The 22,134-nt window shown below is 41.7% G+C and carries 13 protein-coding genes; 12 read left to right on the plus strand and 1 reads right to left on the minus strand.

Annotated elements, in window-relative coordinates; genetic code table 11:
* Positions 1 to 100 precede the first annotated feature (100 nt).
* From GGQ60_RS07420 to GGQ60_RS07470, 11 genes are all read left to right on the plus strand, one after another.
* Positions 101 to 3,088 carry a SusC/RagA family TonB-linked outer membrane protein gene (locus GGQ60_RS07420; protein WP_183761768.1) on the plus strand — a complete coding sequence of 996 codons (2,988 nt, stop codon included), beginning with the start codon at positions 101 to 103 and terminating at the stop codon, positions 3,086 to 3,088.
* An 11-nt stretch (positions 3,089 to 3,099) separates the two neighbouring features.
* Entirely contained in the window at positions 3,100 to 4,689 is a 1,590-nt protein-coding gene (locus GGQ60_RS07425) for a RagB/SusD family nutrient uptake outer membrane protein (RefSeq protein ID WP_183761771.1), read from the plus strand.
* A gap of 20 nt (positions 4,690 to 4,709) precedes the next feature.
* Positions 4,710 to 5,774 (plus strand): phosphatidylinositol-specific phospholipase C1-like protein, encoded by a 1,065-nt coding sequence (locus GGQ60_RS07430; RefSeq protein ID WP_183761774.1) that lies wholly within the window; start codon positions 4,710 to 4,712, stop codon positions 5,772 to 5,774.
* An 8-nt stretch (positions 5,775 to 5,782) separates the two neighbouring features.
* Positions 5,783 to 7,186, plus strand: coding sequence for an alkaline phosphatase (locus GGQ60_RS07435; protein WP_183761776.1), 1,404 nt, complete (start codon positions 5,783 to 5,785; stop codon positions 7,184 to 7,186).
* A 580-nt stretch (positions 7,187 to 7,766) separates the two neighbouring features.
* The gene (locus GGQ60_RS07440; RefSeq protein ID WP_183761779.1) at positions 7,767 to 8,351 is read left to right on the plus strand and encodes an RNA polymerase sigma-70 factor; all 585 of its coding nucleotides are present in this window, start codon (positions 7,767 to 7,769) and stop codon (positions 8,349 to 8,351) included.
* 368 nt (positions 8,352 to 8,719) lie between these two features.
* Positions 8,720 to 9,883 carry a FecR family protein gene (locus GGQ60_RS07445; protein WP_183761782.1) on the plus strand — a complete coding sequence of 388 codons (1,164 nt, stop codon included), beginning with the start codon at positions 8,720 to 8,722 and terminating at the stop codon, positions 9,881 to 9,883.
* Positions 9,884 to 10,182: 299 nt separating this feature from the next.
* A complete protein-coding gene (locus GGQ60_RS07450) occupies positions 10,183 to 13,557 on the plus strand; it encodes a TonB-dependent receptor (RefSeq protein ID WP_183761786.1) in 3,375 nt (1,124 codons plus the stop codon).
* Between the two features lie 22 nt (positions 13,558 to 13,579).
* On the plus strand, positions 13,580 to 15,157 hold the full coding sequence (locus GGQ60_RS07455; RefSeq protein WP_183761788.1) for a RagB/SusD family nutrient uptake outer membrane protein: 1,578 nt from the start codon (positions 13,580 to 13,582) through the stop codon (positions 15,155 to 15,157).
* A gap of 6 nt (positions 15,158 to 15,163) precedes the next feature.
* On the plus strand, positions 15,164 to 16,276 hold the full coding sequence (locus GGQ60_RS07460) for an IPT/TIG domain-containing protein (protein WP_183761793.1): 1,113 nt from the start codon (positions 15,164 to 15,166) through the stop codon (positions 16,274 to 16,276).
* A 176-nt stretch (positions 16,277 to 16,452) separates the two neighbouring features.
* The gene (locus GGQ60_RS07465; RefSeq protein WP_183761796.1) at positions 16,453 to 17,001 is read left to right on the plus strand and encodes a carbohydrate binding domain-containing protein; all 549 of its coding nucleotides are present in this window, start codon (positions 16,453 to 16,455) and stop codon (positions 16,999 to 17,001) included.
* A gap of 1 nt (position 17,002) precedes the next feature.
* Positions 17,003 to 18,763 (plus strand): glycoside hydrolase family 9 protein, encoded by a 1,761-nt coding sequence (locus tag GGQ60_RS07470; RefSeq protein WP_183761799.1) that lies wholly within the window; start codon positions 17,003 to 17,005, stop codon positions 18,761 to 18,763.
* 145 nt (positions 18,764 to 18,908) lie between these two features.
* On the opposite strand, the gene GGQ60_RS07475 is transcribed toward GGQ60_RS07470, so the two are convergent.
* A complete protein-coding gene (locus GGQ60_RS07475; protein ID WP_183761802.1) occupies positions 18,909 to 19,712 on the minus strand; it encodes a Cif family virulence factor in 804 nt (267 codons plus the stop codon).
* A 217-nt stretch (positions 19,713 to 19,929) separates the two neighbouring features.
* Between GGQ60_RS07475 and GGQ60_RS07480 the strand changes: the two genes are divergently transcribed.
* Complete coding sequence (locus GGQ60_RS07480) at positions 19,930 to 21,594, plus strand: alpha-L-fucosidase (protein WP_183761804.1); 1,665 nt, start codon at positions 19,930 to 19,932, stop codon at positions 21,592 to 21,594.
* Positions 21,595 to 22,134 lie beyond the last annotated feature (540 nt).

Genomic DNA, 22,134 nt, shown 5'->3' on the forward strand with positions numbered 1-22,134 from the left:
CCTAACTAACCAGGCGCATCTTTGTGGCAAATTAGTCAGGAGACTTTGGCCCATTTACGAGCCGTTCCCACTAATACAAACCAACTATAAATTATTTTTCATGAAAAAAATTTACAAACTGATTTACTTCACTGAGGTAGGCAGGCTGCGTTGTTTATTGATTATGCTTATGCTTTTGTCAATAAATGTAATGGCACAAAACACCCGGAACATCAGCGGTAGGGTTGTTGATGAGAAGAACCAGCCGATGCCTGGTGTAACCATAAGAATAAAAGGTGCTGCCGGCGGAACTTCTACGAATACGGATGGAGACTATACTATTTCTGTAAAACCATCCAATGTGTTGGTTTTTTCTATGATGGGCTGTATATCAAAGGAAGTGCCTGTTGGTAATCAAACGCGAATTAACGTAACGCTTTTGCCAGACAATCAAAAATTGAAAGAGGTTGTGGTAATTGGTTACGGTACGGCAAATAAAAAAGACGTAACCGGTGCGGTAACCTCTATTAAATCTGAAGAGTTTAACCAGGGCGTAATGGTAAATCCTGCCCAACTACTACAGGGAAAGGTTTCGGGTTTGAATGTAACTAAAAGTGGCGATCCGAATGCCAAACCATCTACTATTCTGCGTGGTCCGTCTACATTGAGGGAAGGAGCTGCACAAGAGCCATTTTATGTAATTGATGGTGTGCCGGGTGCCTCGATAGATTTACTGGCACCTTCCGATATCGAAAATATTGATATTTTAAAAGATGCTTCTTCGACCGCTATTTACGGTTCAAGAGCAGCTAATGGTGTAATCATTGTCACAACCAAACGCTCAAAAAATGGCCAGGCACGCCTGGCTTATAGCGGTTATGCGGCTGTTGAAAAAGTATCCAGAAAATACGATATGCTTTCTGCTCCTGAACTGAGGCAGTACCTTGCTGATAATAAGCAGGTATTGAATGCTGCTGATGATGACGGCTCAGATACCAATTGGCAATCTTTACTCGAAAGAACCGGGTATTCCACAAATCATAATCTTTCTTATGGAGGCGGCGGACAATCTTCTGACTATGGTGCAAGCGTAAACTACCTGGATAATAAAGGTATTTTGAAAAATACATCCCTAAAAAGAACAATTGTTAGGGCTTATTTAAATCAAAAATTTTTCAATGATAAGTTAAAACTAGGCTTAACCATTACCAATAGCAATTCAAAAAGCACTGATATCTATCAATCGACGGCTTTACCAAATATGCTTTTTTATCTTCCAACGGTTAATCCCTTTAATGCAGATGGTTCTTACAAAGAAAACTATAACCGTACCGGAAGCGGAACAAGAAATCCACTATCAGTTGTAGACAACAACAAAATTGATAACCTTAACAACAAGACCCTTATTAACGGGATGGCCCAATTAGACATTCTGGATGGCTTGAAATTTACGGCCAGTGTATCTTCACAGCGCGATCAAAACAACTACAGTACCTATTTAAACAGCCAATCGGGATTGGCACGTGGTGTAAACGGACAGGCGCAAAAAATTGATGTACTTAATAAAAGCCAGGTTTTAGAAGGTTATTTCAATTATGATAAATCGATAGGCAAGCATAGCTTAAAATTATTGGCAGGTTACTCTTGGCAGGAAGATAGAACAAATGATGGTTTTGGAGTTACAACACAGAACTTTTCAAATGATAATTTAGGTTATAATAACCTTTTTTTATCAAACCCGACTTTACTTTCGCAGATTGCTTTTAATAATGCTCCAATTTCCACCCTGAGGTTAATTTCCTATTATGGCAGGGTACAATACAATTATAATGAAAAATACCTGTTTCAGGCTTCATTGAGAAATGATGGTTCATCAGCTTTTGGCCGCAATAACCGCTGGGGATTATTCCCGGCTGTTTCTGCCGGCTGGAGAATTATAGGCGAGGAATTCATGAAATCATTGCCAGCAATCAGCGATTTAAAACTCCGCGCAGGTTATGGCGTTTCAGGTAACAGTTTAGGATTTGATGCTTTCTCCTCGCTGCTTATTTATGGTACACTCTCTGGGAGCAATAAATTTCTTAACAATGGTAACATTAGCAATGCCATTGGGCCTGTTCGTAATGAAAACCCCAATCTGAAATGGGAAAGTACAGCAACAAGTAATATTGGTCTGGATTTCGGACTTTTTAATAACAGGCTGACCGGCTCTGTTGACTTTTACGTAAAACAGACTTCTGACCTGATATACGACAGATATGAAGTATCTACTACGCAGTTTTTCTTACCTACCATAACGGCTAATGTTGGTAAAATCAGAAATACAGGGGTAGAATTTTCATTGAATGCAACCCTAATCAAATCTGACAGTTTTAAATGGGTAAGTTCTCCTAATCTGGCGCATAATAAAAATGAAGTCGAAACCTTGTCTGACGATTTTTATAAGATTGCAGCCATCCAGACCGCTCAGCTCGGAGGTAAAGGCCAGTCGGGTAATTTTAGCCAGCTTGTTCAACCGGGTTACGCTTTAGGAACTTTTAATCTTTGGAACTATGCCGGTAAAAATGCTGCAGGTGTAAGTACTTATATTAATGCTGCCGGGCAAACGATTGCTACACAGCCTTTAACAACAGATGCGAAGATTGCGGGAGATGCGCAGCCAAAATTAATTTACGGATGGGCAAACAGTTTTAACTATAAAAACTGGGATTTCAACTTTTTAGTTAGGGGAGTATTGGGCAACAAAATACTAAATGCAACAAAAGCTTCATTGAATAATCCGGCAGATGCCAAACTTCAGAATATTCCAAGGTTTACTTTGGGAGAATCTTTTAATGATATCAATGCTTATCTGATTTCTGACAGGTTCCTGGAAAGTGGTTCTTACCTGCGTTTAGATAATGCAACCTTAGGCTACACCATAAAGCCTAAGAATCCTGCTATAAAAGCCATCCGGTTATATGCTACAGCAAACAATCTTTTCGTCATCACAAAATACAGTGGATTAGACCCTGAAATTAATATCGGTGGTTTAACACCAGGTATTGATAACAATAATTATTATCCAAAAACAAGAACGTTCAGTTTTGGTGTAAGTGCATCATTCTAAAAAATATAACGATGAAAAAAAACATTATCCTGTTCAATATAATAGCTTTTCTGTTGGTTTTTCAATCATGCAGCAAGCTCGATGTAGATGTGGAATCTCAATATGTGAGGGAAAACTTTCCACACACCAATTCAGATTATGCTTCACTTTTCGGTACTATGTATTCCAACCTTTCCTCTTCATTCGGTGTGCCTTACTGGAGGATGCAGGAGCTCTCTACCGACGCGGCTATATTACCGGCCCGCGATGGGAATTTCGATGATGGCGGACAATACCGTCAGCTCCATTACCATACCTGGACAATTGATCACCCCAATGTAAGGGACATCTGGCAGTGGGGGTTTGGGGGGATTAATAACTGCAACCGTTTAATCAACCTCACAAATGAGTCTTCAGTACCTCAGGCTACTAAAAACAGCAGCATTGCAGAAGTAAGGGCCATGCGTGCATTGTACTATTTCTTCATGATGGATTTATATGGCAATGTGCCAATTATTGATACATTCCCTGTAAGCACTCTTCCGGGTAACCAGCCCAGGGAAAAGGTTTTTGAATTTATTGAAAAAGAGCTTTTGGCAGTTGTTGGGCAGTTACCGGTTAAAGATAACAATAATAAAGTAGCGGTTTATGGACGTCCAACGCAGGCAATGGCTTATGCCTTACTTGCAAAAATGTACCTAAACGCCGAGGTTTACACCGGCCGCGCCAGGTATACTGATGTTGTAATAATGGCCGATAATATATTGAAAAACAATAACTACGCTCTTGATGCCAAGTATTCAGATATTTTTGATGTAAATAATGGTCCGCAGATCAATGAAACGATATTTGCCATTCCTTACGATCAGCAGATTCCAGGAAATCAAATGACCAGATTTGGCTTCTATCCTGCGCTGGCTGCAGCCTATGGTATCAATGTGGGCTTCAGTATTTCGATGAGTACCACGCCCGAATACTTCAAGCGTTTCAATTTAAACAACGATGTTCGCACAACTTTTTGGCTGGTAGGCAAGCAGTATGCGCCTGATGCAAACCGTAAACCTGATTTAACAAAGCCTGTTTATATTGCGGGAACAACAACGCAGATTGAGATTACCCCCGATCTTATTTTAAAACCGGGGAAACCAATGGATTTAGGCAATACAGTTGCTGATCAGGCAAAAGGTGTCCGCTCAGTAAAATACTGGCCAGATCCAAATGCCATTCAGGCTACCCGCCTTAATGGAAATGATATGCCTGTATTACGCTTAGCGGATGTAATGTTGATGAAAGCTGAAGCAATTTTGAGAGGTGCATCTGCCACTACGGTAAATGGCGAGTTGCAAACACCACTTTTATTGTTAAATAAAATAAGGGCCCGTGCAGGCGCAGAAACCGCAAGTGAGGTGAGTTTGCAGAATTTACTTGATGAGCGTGCACGCGAATTTAGTTGGGAGGCCTGGAGAAGGAATGACCTGATCCGTTTTGGCCAGTTCGAAATAGAATACCCTTTACCAAATGATGTCTTAAACATGAATAAGGATATCACCAGAAGAATCTACCCGATTCCTGCCAACGAATTAAAGCTTAACAGCAATCTAAAGCAAAATCCTGGATATTAACCAGATAAATCAAGGTATTGATGAAATTAACAAGTTCACTGGTTTTAGTATTGGCGCTGCCCGTAATTGCTTTAATTGCTAAAAAGGAAGATTTGCCCATCAATCAGATACAGGTTATCGGTTCGCATAACAGCTATAAACAAGCCATTAACCCGGAGCTGCTAAATGTGATCAGATTAAAAGACCCGGCAGCAGCAAACAGTTTGGATTATGAACACATACCCATGCCAGAACAATTAGATATGGGTTTAAGAAATCTCGAAATCGATGTTTATGCAGATGAGAAAGGTGGCAAGTATGCGCATCCATTTGGACTTGAGCAGGTAAAAGGTCAACCTGCATTCGATAAAACTGGCGAAATGGATAAACCGGGTTTCAAGGTCTTTCATATTCCGGATTTAGATTTCAGGTCTTCGGCACTAACTTTGGTTACGGCATTGCAGCAGCTAAGAAAATGGTCGGAAGCCAATCCGGAGCATACACCAGTCTTCATCACTTTAGAAGCTAAAGATGACTCGATAAGGCGTACAGGGTTTACGCAGCCTGAGGCTTTTACCGGTAAAACTTTTGATGAGCTGGATGCTGTCATTATCGGAAATTTAGGAAAGGGACACATTTTAAGCCCTGATGAGGTAAGGGGCAAATACAAAACTCTGGAAGAGGCTGTTCTGGCAAAAAACTGGCCGAAACTTAGTGTGGCAAAAGGTAAATTTCTTTTTGTTCTGGATGCTAAAGACAGAAAACGCTCAACATATATCCAGGGGCATCCTTCACTTAAAGGCCGTGTAATGTTTGCCAATGCAGAACCTGGAACTCCTGAAGCAGGTTTTATGATTAGAAATAATCCAAAAGATGAACAAATTCCTGAATTGGTAGAGAAAGGTTATATCATCAGAACCAGGGCAGATGCAGATACGAAGCAAGCCAGGATGAATGACCGGAGCGATTTCGAAGCTGCCTGTAAATCGGGCGCTCAGGTTATTACAACAGATTATTATAAAAAGAGTACGCACTTTAAATCAGATTATGCCATCAGTTTTGCCGATGGAAAATATTTTAGAGAAAATCCCTTGTTTAAAAATTAAGTACAGGTATGAATAGAAGGTCGTTATTAAAAGGAGGCTTATTAACCGGTTTAGGTTTGCCTTTTGTAGGTATAAAAGAAGTGATGGCTTCGCCAACAGCTGGACGAAAAAAGGCTAAAAATATCATTATGATGGTGAGTGATGGGATGAGTACCGGAACGCTGAACATGGCCGATATCTATTCTAACCGCATATTGGGCAGAAGCAGTAAGTGGTTGGGCCTTTACAGGGACAATAAAGTGGCAAGGGCACTGATGGATACCGCTTCGGCGAGCTCTTTGGTTACCGATTCTGCCGCTGCTAGTTCATCATGGGGCGGTGGCATTCGCGTTAAAAACGGTTCTTTAAACGTGGGTATTAACGGTGAAAAACCTCAGCCAATTTTTCAAAAATTTAAAGAGAGAGGCAAAAAGGTAGGTTGTGTTACCACGGTGCCCATTACGCATGCAACTCCTGCAGGGTTTTGTGTGAATATTGATAATCGTGGTGGACAGGATATCATTGCAGAAATGTATCTCGGGCTAAAATTTGATGTGATGATGGGAGGTGGACACCAATATTTCGGAGCGAAAAGGCCAGGCGGAAACCTGATTCCAAAATATTTGACCCAAGGATACAAAGTTGCTGAAAACAGGGCTGAAATGTTGGCGTTAGACAAATCAAAGCCGGTTTTGGGATTGTTTGCAGAAGACGGAATGCCCTACGAGGTAGACAGGTTACATGATCAGGAGTTAATTAAATCTACACCAAGCTTGGCAGAGATGACCATGAAAGCGATAGAACTCATGAAAGATCATAAAGATGGTTTTGCATTACAGGTTGAAGGTGGTAAAGTAGATTGGGCAGCACATTCAAATGATTTGAGCGGTTTAATTTTCGATCAGCTTGCCTTTGATGAAGCTGTTGGAAAAGTAATGGCGTTTGCCGAAAAAGATGGCGAAACATTGGTGATCATCACTACAGATCATGGTAATTCGAACCCTGGTTTATTTTATGCTGATGAGGCCAACAAAAAGTTCGATAGCCTTCAAAACTTTAAACACAGTAATACCTGGCTTTTGAGGCAGCTTAATCAATCATTCAGCGAGCAGAAAATAATCGATCTGATAAAAGAAAACCAAGGTTTTGAAATGAAACAAGAAGATGTAAAATCTCTATTGGTTCATTTTAAAGATATTGTTCAGGGGCAGCTTTACAACGAATCGAACTTGCCATTTTACGAATACGGTAAAATTTTAGGTAAATATACAGATGTACAATGGGCCGGTATGAACCATACCGGAGATTATGTTGAACTAGCGGTGTTTGGTCCGGGTTCAGAAAATCTAAAACCTTTTGTTAAAAATTATGAGTTACATAATTTCATGCTTAAAGCGGCAGAAATGCCCGAAACTTTTTTAGTAAAAGCCTGATCTTATTAGCACGTTAAACAAATAACCAGGGGGCTTTCTCATAAATGCCAAATGTCATCTTGAGGAGTAATTTATTTTATAAAAATCAATATCAGGGAAAACCTTCTCCGGCATCGTCATTTCGAGCGGAGTGCAACGCAGTCGAGAAATCTGTCTTTATAGATTTAGCTTAGCTGAGCACTTCGTGGTTCTCCATTTCTCTGCCGGTAAAACCGGCTGGCTCCACCCGAAATGACGATTCTTTTATAGCGCTGTCAATGGTAGCCTGTTGAGTAAAAAACAGCAGTTAAAGCCTTTTCATACTTTGTCAGGCCTAGTACAGGCTGAGCTCAACTCCAAAAAACTCATTGGCCCTTAATAGCAGTAAAAATACTTCCCCAAAATTTGCTGCAGGCTATCGCAAGGATGGTTTCTTGAGTAGATTCACAACTTTAAATTGTCTGATTGTACAATTTCTTTAGTGCTATACCAACGTTAGGTGGGCATCTGACGCCACGAACCTATCAGCACTTTATGTCGCACCATGATTGGTGCCATGTTGATCGTTTTGGATTCAATTTTTTTTATAATTTTACTGGCTATGAGCAACCAGCACAATCATACTGATGAGGAACTGATCGTAATGTTGAGGGAGAACGATGTGGTTGCTTTCAGGAAAATTTATACGAAGTATTGGTATGAGCTCTATGTAATAACCAATAAAAGATTGAGGTCTAAAGAAGCTGCCGAAGAGATCATCCAGAATTTCTTCACCACGTTCTGGATCAACCGGGAAAAAATAAATATTAAAGGGTCTTTAAAAGCCTATCTCCATTCTGCTATCCGCTATTCAATTATTGATTATATGGCGAAGGAGGCTACCCGGAACAATTATCTCGAGCTGCTTTCATTCAGTTACCAGGAGGCTGCGAATACCACCGAAGAAACCATCTTTATCAATGAGCTGGAAAAGGGAATCAACGGAGTGATTGCTAAGTTGCCTGCAAAATGCAGGAAAGTATTTGAGCTCAGCAGGAAAGAGCACAAATCCAATAAGGAAATAGCTGAATTACTGGGGTTATCTGAAAAGACGGTAGAAAACCATATCACCAATGCCTTAAAGTATTTCAGGGTGCATTACAAGGTGATTTTGATTGCTTCTGGTTTTGCCTGGTTACTCCGATAAATTATGGTCTTCTAATAGATCTGTATCAGAAGATTTCTCCGCTACGGTCGAAATGACGACCCCTCCATAATATCCTCATCACTATAATAAATATTAGGTAAGTCCTTCGGAGGCTACCATTAACAGCATCCACTAGAATGGTCGTCATTGCGAGGAGGAACGACAAAGCAATCTTTCATGCTAGCGATTTTACTTCAAAGATTGCTTCGCCGGCTGAAAAAGCCTTCTCGCAATGACGATCCCGGCAAAAAGTTCATACTGTTGAATTCTCCTGGAACGCATATTAATTTTTTTTATTTTTTTTTTGGGGGCAAAGGCCAGGTTGGCCGACTATACCATTAACGAACCAAATATAACTACAAACCAACATGGGCCGATCAATAGCCGTTTCCTTACTTAAAAAATATCTTTCCGGTGATTGTACTGTTAGTGAAATAGAACAGGTAGACCAATGGTTTGACAGTATGGATGAGGTACCTGAAGATATTGCAGGCCTTTCTGATGAGCAGAGGAAACTTGTAGAGGATAGAATTTTTGAACGCATCCTGCTCAATATCGAAGCAAAAAGTGACCAAAAAATCATATCCATTCACAAAAAATCAGCACGTGTAAACAAACTGCTGTGGGCGGCTGCATCACTCCTCCTGGTTTTGGGTGCAGTGCTGACCTGGAGATACCATTCGCAGCAGCGCCAACAAGATCAAATTGTAAAATTAAATCAGACGGTTCATATCAAACCTGGTGGAAACAGGGCGGTGCTGACATTAGACGATGGATCATCAGTGGTGTTGACCGATGCCAAAATAGGCGCGCTGGCTAACCAGCAGAATGTTAGCGTGGTAAAAACCGCAGAGGGCGAGCTCAGCTATAAAATCCATGTCGGAGCTGCATTTTCTAAGATAACCTATAACAAAATTACCACACCACTCGGGGGTAAATACAGCGTTGTGCTGCCCGATGGAAGTAAAGCCTGGTTAAATGCAAAATCGAGCTTACGGTTTCCAACTGCATTTACCGGCGCTGAAAGAATTGTACAGATGACCGGTGAGGTATATTTCGAAGTGGCCAGGAATCCTAAGCAGCCCTTTAAGGTACAATCTGGTGGAACAGAAATTAAGGTATTGGGTACGCATTTTAACGTAATGGCTTATGGCGATGAGGCAGAGCAAAAAACAACCTTGCTGGAAGGAAGTATCCATTTATCATCAGGTAAATTCTCACAGTTATTAAAACCAGGGGAACAGGCACTGGTAAATCCGTCTGGCATAAAGGTGAATACCAATTGCGATATGGAAGCCGTAATGGCCTGGAGAAACGACCTTTTTATCTTCAAAGACATGGAGATCAAGGAAATTGCCCGGCAGTTGACCCGCTGGTACGATGTTCAGGTGGTATTTAAGGGAACGCCTTCAAAAATATCTTATACTGGAACAATATCTAAAGACGTAGAGCTTTCAGAGTTGTTGAGTATGCTTCAGTTTACCGGATTAAAATATGAATTGAACGGGCACCTGCTCACCATAATCGATTAAAGAAGACACCATCGATTAAAATAAATTTAACCAAATAAATATTTCAACATGAGAAACTACTACAACACTGCATAATGTAAGGGTAACCATGCTTTTTACGAAAAAAACCGGATCGTGTTCGCAGCACATCCGGTTACAGTAAAGGTTACTTACAATCCGATTCAAACAACATTATAATTTAACCAAAACTCCATAAAGATATGAATTTATTTTTTAGGATCAGGCAGGTATTGCGCCGTGATTCTTACCAAATCTTGTTAACAATGAGACTCGTAGTGCTTTTTTTGACGCTTACCCTTATGCAGGTTAGCGCTAGCAGCTTCAGTCAGAATCTAACGCTTAAAGAGAATAATTCTGACATCATTAGCATCTTAAAGCAAATAGAGAAACAGAGTGGTTACCACTTGCTTTTCAGGCGTGCTGATATAGACGATAAGTATAAAATAAACCTTAATGTAAGCGACATGCCCATTGAGCAGGTAATGGGTGTGGTTTTAAAAAACACCAATCTTGATTTCAAAATCATCAGGAAAACCATTATCCTTAAAAAGGTTCCCAATTTGCCACTTACAACCTTGTCGGTTCGTGATGTGGAGATTTCCGGTACGGTGAGCGATGAAAAAGGAGTAACGCTTCCCGGGGTGGTGGTTAATGTAAAAGGCACCAAACAATCAACGGTAACCGATATCAATGGTAAATTTAAGATTTCGCTGCCTGCGGGATCAACCACCCTTGTATTTTCTTTTGTTGGAATGGAGCCCCAGGAAATTAATCCGGGTAACAAGAGTATACTGAATGTGGTACTTAAGGCACAGACCACCTCACTTTCTGATGTGGTGGTAATTGGTTATGGAACTCAAAAACGTACAGATCTTAACGGGGCGGTTTCGTCGGTAAAAGCTGCCGATATTGCCAATGTGCCTCAAACCAGCATCGATCAGATGCTGCAGGGCAGGGCTTCGGGACTTACCATTTCGCAAAACTCTGGGGCACCCGGCAGCAATACCTCTGTGCGTGTAAGGGGAGTAACTTCTTTAAGCGGCAGTAATGAGCCTTTATATGTAATAGATGGTGTGCCCATTTCGGGCGATGCAGGCAATCAGAGCACCAGCGGGAGATCTCCTTTACAGGCCTCATCTTCCAATGCCAATTCGCAAACTACTGTAAGTCCTTTATCATTGATCAATCCAAATGATATTGAATCTATCGATGTGCTAAAAGATGCATCGGCAACCGCAATATACGGAAACCGGGCTTCAAACGGGGTAATCATCATCACCACCAAAAGAGGAAAGAGCGGTAATTCATCAATAAATTATGATGGTTATTATGGTTTCCAGCGTGTGGCAAAGTATATGGATGTGATGAACCTTCGCCAGTATGCCATGCTTCAAAACTCATTGGGCGATATTTATGGCACCGGAAGGAGGGTCGAATTTGCCGATCCTTCAGTATTGGGAGAGGGTACCAACTGGCAAAAAGAAATATTCAGAACTGCTCCCCAACAGAGCCATCAGGTAGCAGTTTCAGGTGGTAAAGAAGGATTAACCTACTACATTTCCGGTGGATACCTGGGGCAGGACGGTACCGTGATCGGTTCTGATTTTCGCCGCTACAGCCTCCGGGTAAATGCCGATGCACAGGTAAAAGAATGGTTTAAACTTGGAATTACCTTAACCGGAAGCCGCTCGGCAGAAAATGTTGTGACCAGCGATAATAACGGGATTATTTACAATGCTTTACTGCAGGCGCCTGATTTAGCGGTAACCAACCTGGATGGTTCGTATACCGGTCCTCCTTTGTCTGACCCCCTTGCTGCCGCAGCGGCATTAAACCCGGTTGCACAGGCCCAGCAGATTAAAAATAAATTGAACAGGAGTAACATTAACACCAATATTTATAACGAAATTAAGTTCATTAAATCATTGTCGCTAAGGTCGGAACTTGGGGGTGATTTTAATTTTTCTGATAATAATGTGTTTACGCCAAGCTATTCGTGGGGCCGTTTCACCAATCCTACAGCTTCTCTTAAAGAAAGATTTCAGCAGAGTACATTTTTGATCTGGAAAGAGTACCTTAATTACAACCAGACATTTGGCCAAAAGCATAACCTAAGTGCCATTTTGGGTTACGAGGTTCAACAGTCAAACTGGAGGGGGATTGAAGGTACACGCCAGGGCTTTTACAGTAATGATGTGCAATCGTTAAATTTAGGACAGGCCATTACGGCAACCAATGACGAATACATCGGTACACAACGCCAGGAGTCAATCTATGCGCGGGCCATTTACACCTATAACTCCAGGTATAGCCTTACTTCTACCATCAGGAGAGATAAGACTTCTAAATTCGCTGATGGCTCTCAAACCGGTTATTTCCCTTCATTTGCAGCTTCCTGGAAATTATCGGAAGAACCATTTATGAAAGGGATCAACAAGGTGGTAAACGGGCTTAAGATCCGCCTGGGTTACGGAGAGGTAGGTAACCAGGATGTTCCCAATTACCTGTACAGCTCGTTGCTGAGATCTTCGCAAACTGGTTTAGGCACGGGTTTTCTTGCCGGACGGATTGACAACAAATCGTTGAAATGGCAAACCTCTATCCAATACAATGGGGGTCTTGATATGAACTTTTTAAACGGTAAAATCAGCACCAGCATAGATTTTTATAAGAAAACCTCAAAAGACTTCTTGTTCCAGCTTACCCTTCCGGCCTATTTGGTAGGCGGGCCTGATTATTTAGGCGGTATTAATCCTCCATATGTCAATCTCGGAAAGATTGATAACGTAGGTTTCGATCTGAACATCAACTCGCGTAATATGGATAAGGGCGATTTTAAATGGAATACAAATGTGGTGCTTTCGCATTATAATAATGAGGTTAAAGAGCTTGGTAACGGCCTTACCGAACTCTTCGGAACCATAACGAGCGCTTACCTGCAAACCCCTGTTACCCGTACCGTGGTAGGCAGATCGGTAGGCGAATTTTACGGTTATAAAGTAAAGGGGATATTTAAAACGCAAGCACAACTTCAATCGGCCCCGGTTCAATTCGGGCGCAGTATTGCCAATAACAGCAATAGCACCTGGCTGGGCGATGTGCAGTATGAAGATGTAAACGGCGATGGGGTAATCAATGAGAAAGACCGTACGGCAATTGGAAATCCAAATCCTAAATTCACCTATGGCATTACCAACACATTTAGTTACAAAGCTTTCGATTTTACCTTGTTTCTGAACGGGTCTTATGGTTCCAAAATCATGAACCTGTTAAACAACACCATGGGTAACCTGGCGGCTGTATACCAGAATCAATATGCGGCATACAGTAATTTCTGGTCGCCGCAAAATCCTGATTCGAATATTCCTGCACCTAAAATCGGTATTGATAACCCCAACCTGTTTGTATCTGACCGCTATGTGGAAAGTGGATCTTTTTTACGTATACAGAATGTTAGCCTTGGTTACAGGGTACCTGTTTCATGGATCAGGAAATATAAATTCTCTAATTTAAAAATTTACTCAAGCGTACAAAACCTGTATACGTTTACAAAATATAAGGGCTACGATCCTGAAATAGGGGCGATGAACCAGAGTGCCATTTTAAATAATATCGACCTGGGCAGATACCCGATTGCCAGGACCATCACTTTTGGAATAAATGCACAGTTTTAGTGACCTACAATTATTGAACAAAATGAAATCATATTTAATATACAGCTTTATTTTTATAGCCCTTGTTAGCACTGGCTGTAAAAAGGACTTTTTTAATATTCCTCCACAAGATGCACTCAGTGCCGATAATTTTTACCAAAATACCGAACAGGTCCAGGCCAGTACCATTGCTTTGTATAATTCGCCATGGTTTGATTGGAATGCCAAAGCTTCGTGGTGTATTTCGGAATTACTGAGTGGCAATGCACATACTTATTCTCCCGATGTGATCAATTTTGGGAATTTTTCTGTAACGGGAGATAATACCCAATTATTATCTGCCTGGAATTCCCTATACAGTGTAATTGCTCAGTCTAATACGTTGATTAACAACCTTAAGACCAAAGTGCCGGCCAGTGTGCCCGCGCCGGTAGTTAACAATGCAATTGGCGAAGCCAGATTTATGAGGGCCATGGCCTATTTTTATCTGGTACGGATATGGGGAGACGTGCCGATTATCGAAAATAGCCTGGATTATGTAGGCAATTATCAGATTAATACCAATCCGGTAACCGATGTGTATAAGTTTATTATCAACGACCTTAAATATGCAGAACAAAACTGCGATAAAATGATCAGAACGGGTTCTGTTTCCCAGGGTAAAGTATCCAGTGGATCAGCTTCTGCATTATTGGCTAAGGTTTACCTGTACATGCGCGATTATTCCAATGCCCGTTTAAAAGCAGAGCAGGTGATTAACAGTGGCGAGTTTAAATTGTATGGGATAGATATAGCGGGTAAAACTTATGCTGATTTGTTTAAAACAGCCAATAATAATAATGAAGAAAGTGTTGCTGCCATTCAGTGGCTGGGTGGCTCTTCCTATGGCCATGGCAATGCATTACAATCTTTCCTGGCATTCAACTCTGAAATTACGGGTACCGGCGACGGTTATGGAAGCGTTACACCTTCGATTGATTTGCTTACCGCTTTCGAGCCCGGCGATTTAAGGAGAAAACCAACGGTGATGATGCAGGGCGATGTTTATCCGGAAATTAACCAGGCCAAAGGCGGTTACACTTTACCCGCCGGAGCAGTTGCCCAGGGAATGCCGGCTTTTATTAAAAAATATGTTGTGGGTACCCCTGCCGATAATGGCGGTAAAGGTGCTGCATTTTCCACAGGCAATAATACTTACCTGATGCGTTATGCCGATGTATTGCTAATCGAAGCAGAGGCAGTTCTTGCCGGTGCTGAGCGTACTGCTGATGATGCTGCGCTTATCCCTTTTAACAAGATCAGAAGAAGGGCAGGCCTCATTCCTAAAACCTCCATCACTATTGCAGATATTTACCAGGAACGCCGTATGGAATTTGTATTTGAGGCTGATTATTGGTTTGATCTGGGCCGTTTAGATGGTTTTAATGTAACCTCGCATCCTAAAGCAATTGCCATTATTTCCAACCAGGAAAGGGGAATTTACAGCAACACCACACCGGTTGTAATCTGGGGGCAAAAGTATACCCCAACCGATGCAAATTTCCGTTTGCCTTATCCTACAACAGAAACTATTTTAAATCCTAAATTACTATTGCCTCCTGTGCCTTACAATTTTAAATAAGCTATTATGAAAACGTTATATAAAAATACTATAGCCCTTTATCTGACTGGCATCTTTTGCATGCTGATCTTTGCCACCTCATGCAAAAAAGACAAAGAGGGGCAGGGTGCACCAAGCATTACCAGGGTTCGCACACTGGTAAGACCCGGAGATAGTCAGCTTAGCCCACTCGATTCAACAGTTACGTCGGGCGATGTTGGTGTTACTTATGTGATAGAAGGAGAAAATCTGAAATCGACCAACCGGGTAGAATTCAATGGAGCATCAGCCTACCTTAATACGGCTCTTTTCAGTGATAAAAGCATTGTGGTAATGATCCCAACCACCGCTACGTGGATTAATCAAACAGGGAAATTAACACTCACCAATTCATACGGTAGCACCAGCTTTAATTTTAGTATTAAACAACCTGCTCCGGCAATTACCGATGTGAGTCAGTTTGCCGGTAACCCGGGTGATGTAATTACCATTACCGGCTTGCGGTTTGATCAGGTATCGAGCGTTAAATTTGGTACAACAGCAGCCCAGGTAATTTCTTCAACCAGTACGGAACTGAAAGTAACGGTTCCGGTAGGAGCGCTGGGTGCGGTAAGTGTGACTACCCCGGGAGGTACGGGTACTGGGCCATATGTATCTTACGATGGCGTTGTGGTTCCGATATTGTTGCCTTTTGGATTCAGACATTTATTTTATGATGATCAGATAACAGCGGGCTACGATTTCAACTTCGGCGGTGCCAATGCTGATGTGAACAATACAGAAATGGTAAAACGGGGTACGCATTCGATCAAGCTTACCTATACCGGAAATTACGCAGGATATGCCGTAGGCAGTAATACCCCTGTCGATTTAACCGACAAAACCTACGTTAAATTTTCAATTTATGGTACAACGGGTACTGAAGGTAAAATTGTAAAGGTTGCCCTAAATGATTTCGACAACCGTAATGTGAGCGTCGTACTGCATGCCGGCAAGTGGACCAATTATGTGGTTCCGATAGATCGCTTTCAGAATGCCAGTCAGCCTGGGAAACCTACAAGCCTGAATTGGATCGGCTTTCAGGAGCTGAGTGGCAATGCACCGGAAACCATTTATCTGGATGATATTGGGGTATACTAAATAAAAGGATATTTTAATGAGGTTGTATTATAAATAATAATTCAATCGAATTTGTCACGTTGAGCCTGTCGAAACGCCTTTAAGAAATTTAAAACAGGTCCTTCGACAAGCTCAGGATGACATTTAGCCTTAATGCTCCAACCTCTTCTTGATTTATAATTTAAAATAATTGATTAATGAAAGTGATAAAATATATGGTTGCCGGAATACTTATCCTGGCAGCCACTACCCATGCTTTGGCACAAAAAAACCTGGTTATGAATGGCGGCTTTGAAGATGAGTTAGAGGGATGGGTTGATTATTCGGCTAAGGTAACACCTTATATCTACCATTCAGGGAAAATGAGCAGTGCTATATTTTCTGCAGATTCTTCTAAATGGACCGGTATGCATCAGGTTGTATCTTTACCTAAAAATACGCAGTATATACTCATGAGCGCAAAGATTAAAGCGGATGCGGTGAGTACCGGGAAAAACCCTTGGAACGGTGCATTATTCCTTTTTGAGACCCTTAATAAACAGGAAGCTAAAATAGGCGAGGGAATCAACATTGCTTCAGTTACGGGAGATGCCGATTGGAAACTGTATGAAAAAGCATATATTGTTCCACCAGGTATTACAAAAATAAAGTTGTTATTTGCATTGGGTTATGTCACCGGAACGATGTTCGTGGATGATGTAAGTCTGAAAGTAATTACGCAATCTGAGTTCGAAAAATATTTATAGTATGATAAATAGCATCTTGTACAGGTCGGTTTTAATATGGTTATCGCTAATTGCCTCTGTGGCAACTGCCCAGGAAATGAAGGTTCCTGATATTGTGCTGAACCAGTCGGGGTATTACCCAAAGCTGGAGAAAAGTGCAGTCGTGCTGCGGGCAGTTTCAGAAAGTAAATTCGAGTTGTTATCCATGCCAGACCGGAAGGCGGTGTACACTGGTGTATTATCTGAACCTAAAACTACCGGCTACTCGAAAATTAACACAAGAATTGCAGATTTTAGCACTTTCGACCGGCCTGGCCAATATATTATCCGGATCGCCGGGCTTTCTGAATCCCCAGTTTTTAAAATTGCAGATGGTGTGCACCACGATCTTGCGGTGGCCGCGTTAAAAGCATTTTATTACCAGCGTGCCTCTTCTGCTCTGGATGCTGACTATGCAGGCAAATGGTATCGCGCGGCCGGGCATCCCGATACTTCAGTTTATATCCATCCATTGGCTGCTTCTAAAAACCGGAAGGCTGATAGTAAGATCAATGTTTCAGGCGGATGGTACGATGCCGGAGATTACAATAAGTATGTGGTGAACAGCGGTATCTCTACCTCTACCTTACTTTCTGCCTATGAAGATTTTCCTGAATATTTTCAAGGGCTGAAGGCACATATTCCCCATGCAAAGAACAAGGTTCCTGATGTGTTAACTGAGGCCATTTACAATTTGCGATGGATGCTTAAAATGCAGGACCCAGCTGACGGCGGAGTTTATAATAAATGTACCAACCTGGATTTCGACGGCATGATCATGCCTGATAAAGCCACATCAAAACGTTACGTGGTGGCAAAAGGTACGGCAGCAACACTTAACCTGGCCGCTGTTGCCGCACAAGCTTACCGCATTTTTAAGCATTTTCCCGAACAATATCCCGGGCTGGCAGATAGTTGCCTGCTAGCCGCCAAAAGGGCCTGGAGCTGGTCAGTAAAAAATCCAGGTATCGCTTATGATCAGGATGCACTCAACAAAATGACAGACCTGAAGGTAAACACAGGAGGTTATGGCGATGGGAACTTCGAAGATGAATGGACCTGGGCCTCTGCAGAACTAGTGGCCTCAACCGGGCAACAAGAATATTATGATGCTTTTTTTGCCCGTTTAAACGCTCCGGTAAGCCTGCCTAGCTGGAACAATGTAGCTGCCTTGGGATATTATACCTTGATCAGGTGCGAGGCACAGCTCCCAGGGCAGTACAAAAGTGTAACCAGCATTCTGAAGAAGAAAATACTTGGCCTTGCCGATCGCTACTTAGCTGCTTTTGAAACAGGACCCTATCACACTGTAATCGGTGCTTCGCTTAACGATTTTGCATGGGGAAGTAATTCTTCAGCAATGAATCAGAGCATATTACTTATCAATGCTTATCTTTTTTCCAAAAAGGATGTTTATCTCGATGCTGCGCTCAGTAACCTGGATTACATTTTGGGTAAAAATGCAACCGGCTACTCTTTTGTTACGGGTGTAGGTTATAAGTCACCTATGCATCCCCACCACCGCCTGTCGTTTGCAGATGGGGTTGCTGAACCCATTCCGGGCTTGTTGGTTGGAGGGCCTAACCGGGGGAAACAAGATGGACTGCGGTATGATGCCGAACCAGAATTGTCATACCTTGACGATGTTAACTCTTATGCAAGTAACGAAATTGCCATCAATTGGAATGCACCACTGGTATATGTGGCAAATGCGGTGGAGTGCCTGCAAACGGGAAAAAAATGAGGATCAAAATGATTTTATAAATGAGGTTCGGTATAGCTCCGGTGTTGTCTAAATTTTTCAATACCAGGGGGTACTGGACCTTTCGGCATCAGGACCTGCATAAGCCGAAACTCGCTCCGTCAATATCCCTTAGCCGTTCATTTTTTCAAATATTGGAATCAATACAGATGTACCATTTTCCATCAGCATGTTTTTTCCATACAATTATATATTTTCCATTATAACTTCCGCTGCATTGCCCGATCTCAAAAGCAAAGCCGTTTACTACTTCTAATCTTAATGGTTCTAAGTTTAAGTGGTAGTTCCTGTTGTTCATATAGCCGTATTCTTTAATCACATCTTTGGCTCCTTTTACTATTGGTTTATGATTGTAATATATAGTATTGTTGCTGTATAATTGTGTAACCAGGTTTTTAGCGTTATGGGCATTACACAGTTCGATCCATAATTTTCGCCTTTCGGATATGTTTGTTTTGTCGACTTTTTTAGATTCCGGCCTACTTTCCGTCGAAAATTCAAACTCCCGGACTATCTTTTCATTGTTCATCCTCCAAATTACAATCCCTATAAAATTTTTTTGCTTGTTTACCTCATAACTAACCAATTCATAATTAATCCTTCTCTCTTTATTTGCCTCTACGTTGAATATTGATTTAATTGAAGTGATTTTGCCTTTATTCAATCTGTAATAGTTGGCTATTGGAGTTGAACCCTCAATGATGTTATCTGCAGAAATAATTTTAAAGGCATGGTTATCATATAAATTTTTGATAGAACCCGTGTCGCGGTTGTTTATGCTATTTGCCCAATTTTTCAGGTGATCAGGAACCTGTTTGCTTTGTATGGTTTTAGCTTGCGGATTAGATATTCTTTCTTTTTTATTTTCTGGATGTTTGAACCCGGTGAGGGTGAGCAGCATAAATTGCAGCATTATAATTTTTGGATTCATTTGCGATTTCTTTAATGGGAAATATAGCTAATTTTTAAGCAAAAGTCATCAAGAACAGATACATCGTAACATTTATGCCGGATGAATGGGTTGGAGTGGCAACAACCGCTAAAACCTGATGTCGGATTTGTTTAAAAAATAGTCTGTTAATGACAAGGATGTTGGAGTATGACGTTCTAAATTTGTTGTCTACAAATAAATCAATCTAACCAATTTTATGAACCGCAGACAACTAATCCAAAGCCTTGCTATTGGTATTCCGGGGGTTTTACTTTCCAATAAACTTTCCGCATTTCAATCAAATGATGATGGGGCAAAAGAGTTTGTAGAGAAAATTCTCGCCGGACCATTCTCCCCAACATGGGAGTCGCTCGCTAACTATAAAACCCCTGAATGGTTTAGGGATGCAAAATTTGGCATGTGGGCACACTGGGGGCCTCAATGTCAGCCAGAAGCTGGCGATTGGTACGCCAGGGAAATGTATATGGAGGGAAGCTGGAAGTATAAATATCATGTTGAAAAATACGGACATCCTTCTAAATTCGGCTTTAAAGATGTAATCAATGTCTGGAAGGCCGAGAACTGGGATCCAGAATCGCTCGTTTCACTGTATAAAAGCGCCGGGGCCAAATATTTTATGGCAATGGCCAACCACCATGATAATCTCGATCTTTACAAGAGTAAGTACCAGAAGAACTGGAATTCTACCAAAGTAGGTCCGAAAAAAGACATTATTGGCGGATGGGCTGCTGCGGCGAAAAAACATGGATTGCCATTTGGGGTTAGTGTGCATGCCGCACACGCCTGGAGCTGGTTTGAAACCAGCCAGCGTGCAGATAAAAACGGGCCGATGGCAGGTATTCCATACGATGGGAAGCTGACCAAAGCCGATGGAAAAGGTAAATGGTGGGAGGGCCTTGATCCGCAGGAACTTTATGCCCAGAACCATGAGCTGAGCCAAAACAGCCAGAATAACGGAACAATACACAGGCAATGGGATTGGGGCAATGGTGTTACACCGCCTACCAGTGCATACATCAACAAGTTTTATAACCGTACTATCGATCTGATCAACAAATATAACCCCGATATGGTGTATTTTGATGATTCGCAATTGCCTATGTGGCCAATCAGTGATGTAGGTTTAAAAATCGCCGCACACCTTTACAACAAAAGTATTAAGGATAAAGGCAGGCTCACTTCAGTAGTTACCGGAAAAATATTGAATGAAACACAGCGTAAGGCTATGGTGTGGGATATCGAACGTGGTCAGAGCAACAACATTGAGCCCCTGCCTTGGCAAACTGATACCTGTATCGGGGGTTGGCATTATGAACGCGGAATTTACAACAGAAATGGCTATAAAACCGCAAAAACCGTAATTCATACCTTAATTGATGTGGTGAGCAAAAATGGAAACCTAATGCTCAATATTCCGGTTCGGGGCGATGGCACAATAGACGAATTGGAACGAAAAATTGTTGAAGATATTGGGCTATGGATGAAAGCGAACGGCGAGAGCATATATGGTACCCGGCCATGGAAAGTATTTGGAGAAGGACCTGCACAGGAAAAATCACCAGCATTAAATGCACAAGGATTTAATGAAGGCAAGGGTAAACCTTTTACTGATAAAGATATCAGGTTTGCCGCAAAAGAAAAAGAATTGTTTGCCACGGTTATGGCCTGGCCTGCAGAAGGTTCGGTGCTGATTTCCTGCCTGGCCGAAGGATCATCAAATTATCCCGGAAAGATAAATAATGTCGAGCTGCTTGCCACCAAAGAAAAGCTGCGTTTTGAAAGGAATTCGCAAGGGTTAAAAGTTTATTTCCCTGCAAATCAGCCACAGGCTTCTTATGCCAATGCCCTGAAAATTACATAAGTTTTGGCATCATCAGGCGACTAACGCCTTAAAATTGGATCATTGCCTAGAGGTGATCCAATTTTTATTTTTACCGTCCTAAAAGAGCTTTGGTAGTTGTAATAGTTTTTTACGTGTCTGATAGTTAGGATAAAAAATAACGTTTATATTAAAATAACGATATTTTTTTGGAGCGCAGAGGCAGTTACAACAATTAGAGTCTGTTCCCGTGCTGCGCTATATCCTTCCGCTGCGCTCCAGGGATGCCGCTTCGCCCGGGGCTAGGTACTTCCTATCTGCAAGTAAGCCGATACAAAGCCGACTATCGCTAATATGTACAGTAGTTTTGTTCTACAGGCCCCTGTTAAATAAACCTTATTGAAGCGGTTATACTTTTTGGTGCACAAACAAAAATGTTTCCGCTTACCCCTCGCAAAAAGATAGAAGCGGAAAGAAGGACTACCTGAACCGACGGGCAAGGAACCTGCTTTCCAAAAAAGAAACATCATACATTTGGAGCGCAGGGGCAGTAAGCATGATTAAAGCCTGTTCCCGTGCTGC

This window comes from Pedobacter zeae (genome assembly GCF_014196715.1).
Taxonomy (GTDB): Bacteria; Bacteroidota; Bacteroidia; order Sphingobacteriales; family Sphingobacteriaceae; genus Pedobacter; species Pedobacter zeae.

Coding starts and splice junctions, on each gene's coding strand:
- GGQ60_RS07420 (WP_183761768.1), top strand. CDS start 101: ATGAAAAAAATTTACAAACTGATTTACTTCACTGAGGTAGGCAGGCTG.
- GGQ60_RS07425 (WP_183761771.1), top strand. CDS start 3,100: ATGAAAAAAAACATTATCCTGTTCAATATAATAGCTTTTCTGTTGGTT.
- GGQ60_RS07430 (WP_183761774.1), top strand. CDS start 4,710: ATGAAATTAACAAGTTCACTGGTTTTAGTATTGGCGCTGCCCGTAATT.
- GGQ60_RS07435 (WP_183761776.1), top strand. CDS start 5,783: ATGAATAGAAGGTCGTTATTAAAAGGAGGCTTATTAACCGGTTTAGGT.
- GGQ60_RS07440 (WP_183761779.1), top strand. CDS start 7,767: ATGAGCAACCAGCACAATCATACTGATGAGGAACTGATCGTAATGTTG.
- GGQ60_RS07445 (WP_183761782.1), top strand. CDS start 8,720: ATGGGCCGATCAATAGCCGTTTCCTTACTTAAAAAATATCTTTCCGGT.
- GGQ60_RS07450 (WP_183761786.1), top strand. CDS start 10,183: ATGCAGGTTAGCGCTAGCAGCTTCAGTCAGAATCTAACGCTTAAAGAG.
- GGQ60_RS07455 (WP_183761788.1), top strand. CDS start 13,580: ATGAAATCATATTTAATATACAGCTTTATTTTTATAGCCCTTGTTAGC.
- GGQ60_RS07460 (WP_183761793.1), top strand. CDS start 15,164: ATGAAAACGTTATATAAAAATACTATAGCCCTTTATCTGACTGGCATC.
- GGQ60_RS07465 (WP_183761796.1), top strand. CDS start 16,453: ATGAAAGTGATAAAATATATGGTTGCCGGAATACTTATCCTGGCAGCC.
- GGQ60_RS07470 (WP_183761799.1), top strand. CDS start 17,003: ATGATAAATAGCATCTTGTACAGGTCGGTTTTAATATGGTTATCGCTA.
- GGQ60_RS07475 (WP_183761802.1), bottom strand. CDS start 19,712: ATGAATCCAAAAATTATAATGCTGCAATTTATGCTGCTCACCCTCACC.
- GGQ60_RS07480 (WP_183761804.1), top strand. CDS start 19,930: ATGAACCGCAGACAACTAATCCAAAGCCTTGCTATTGGTATTCCGGGG.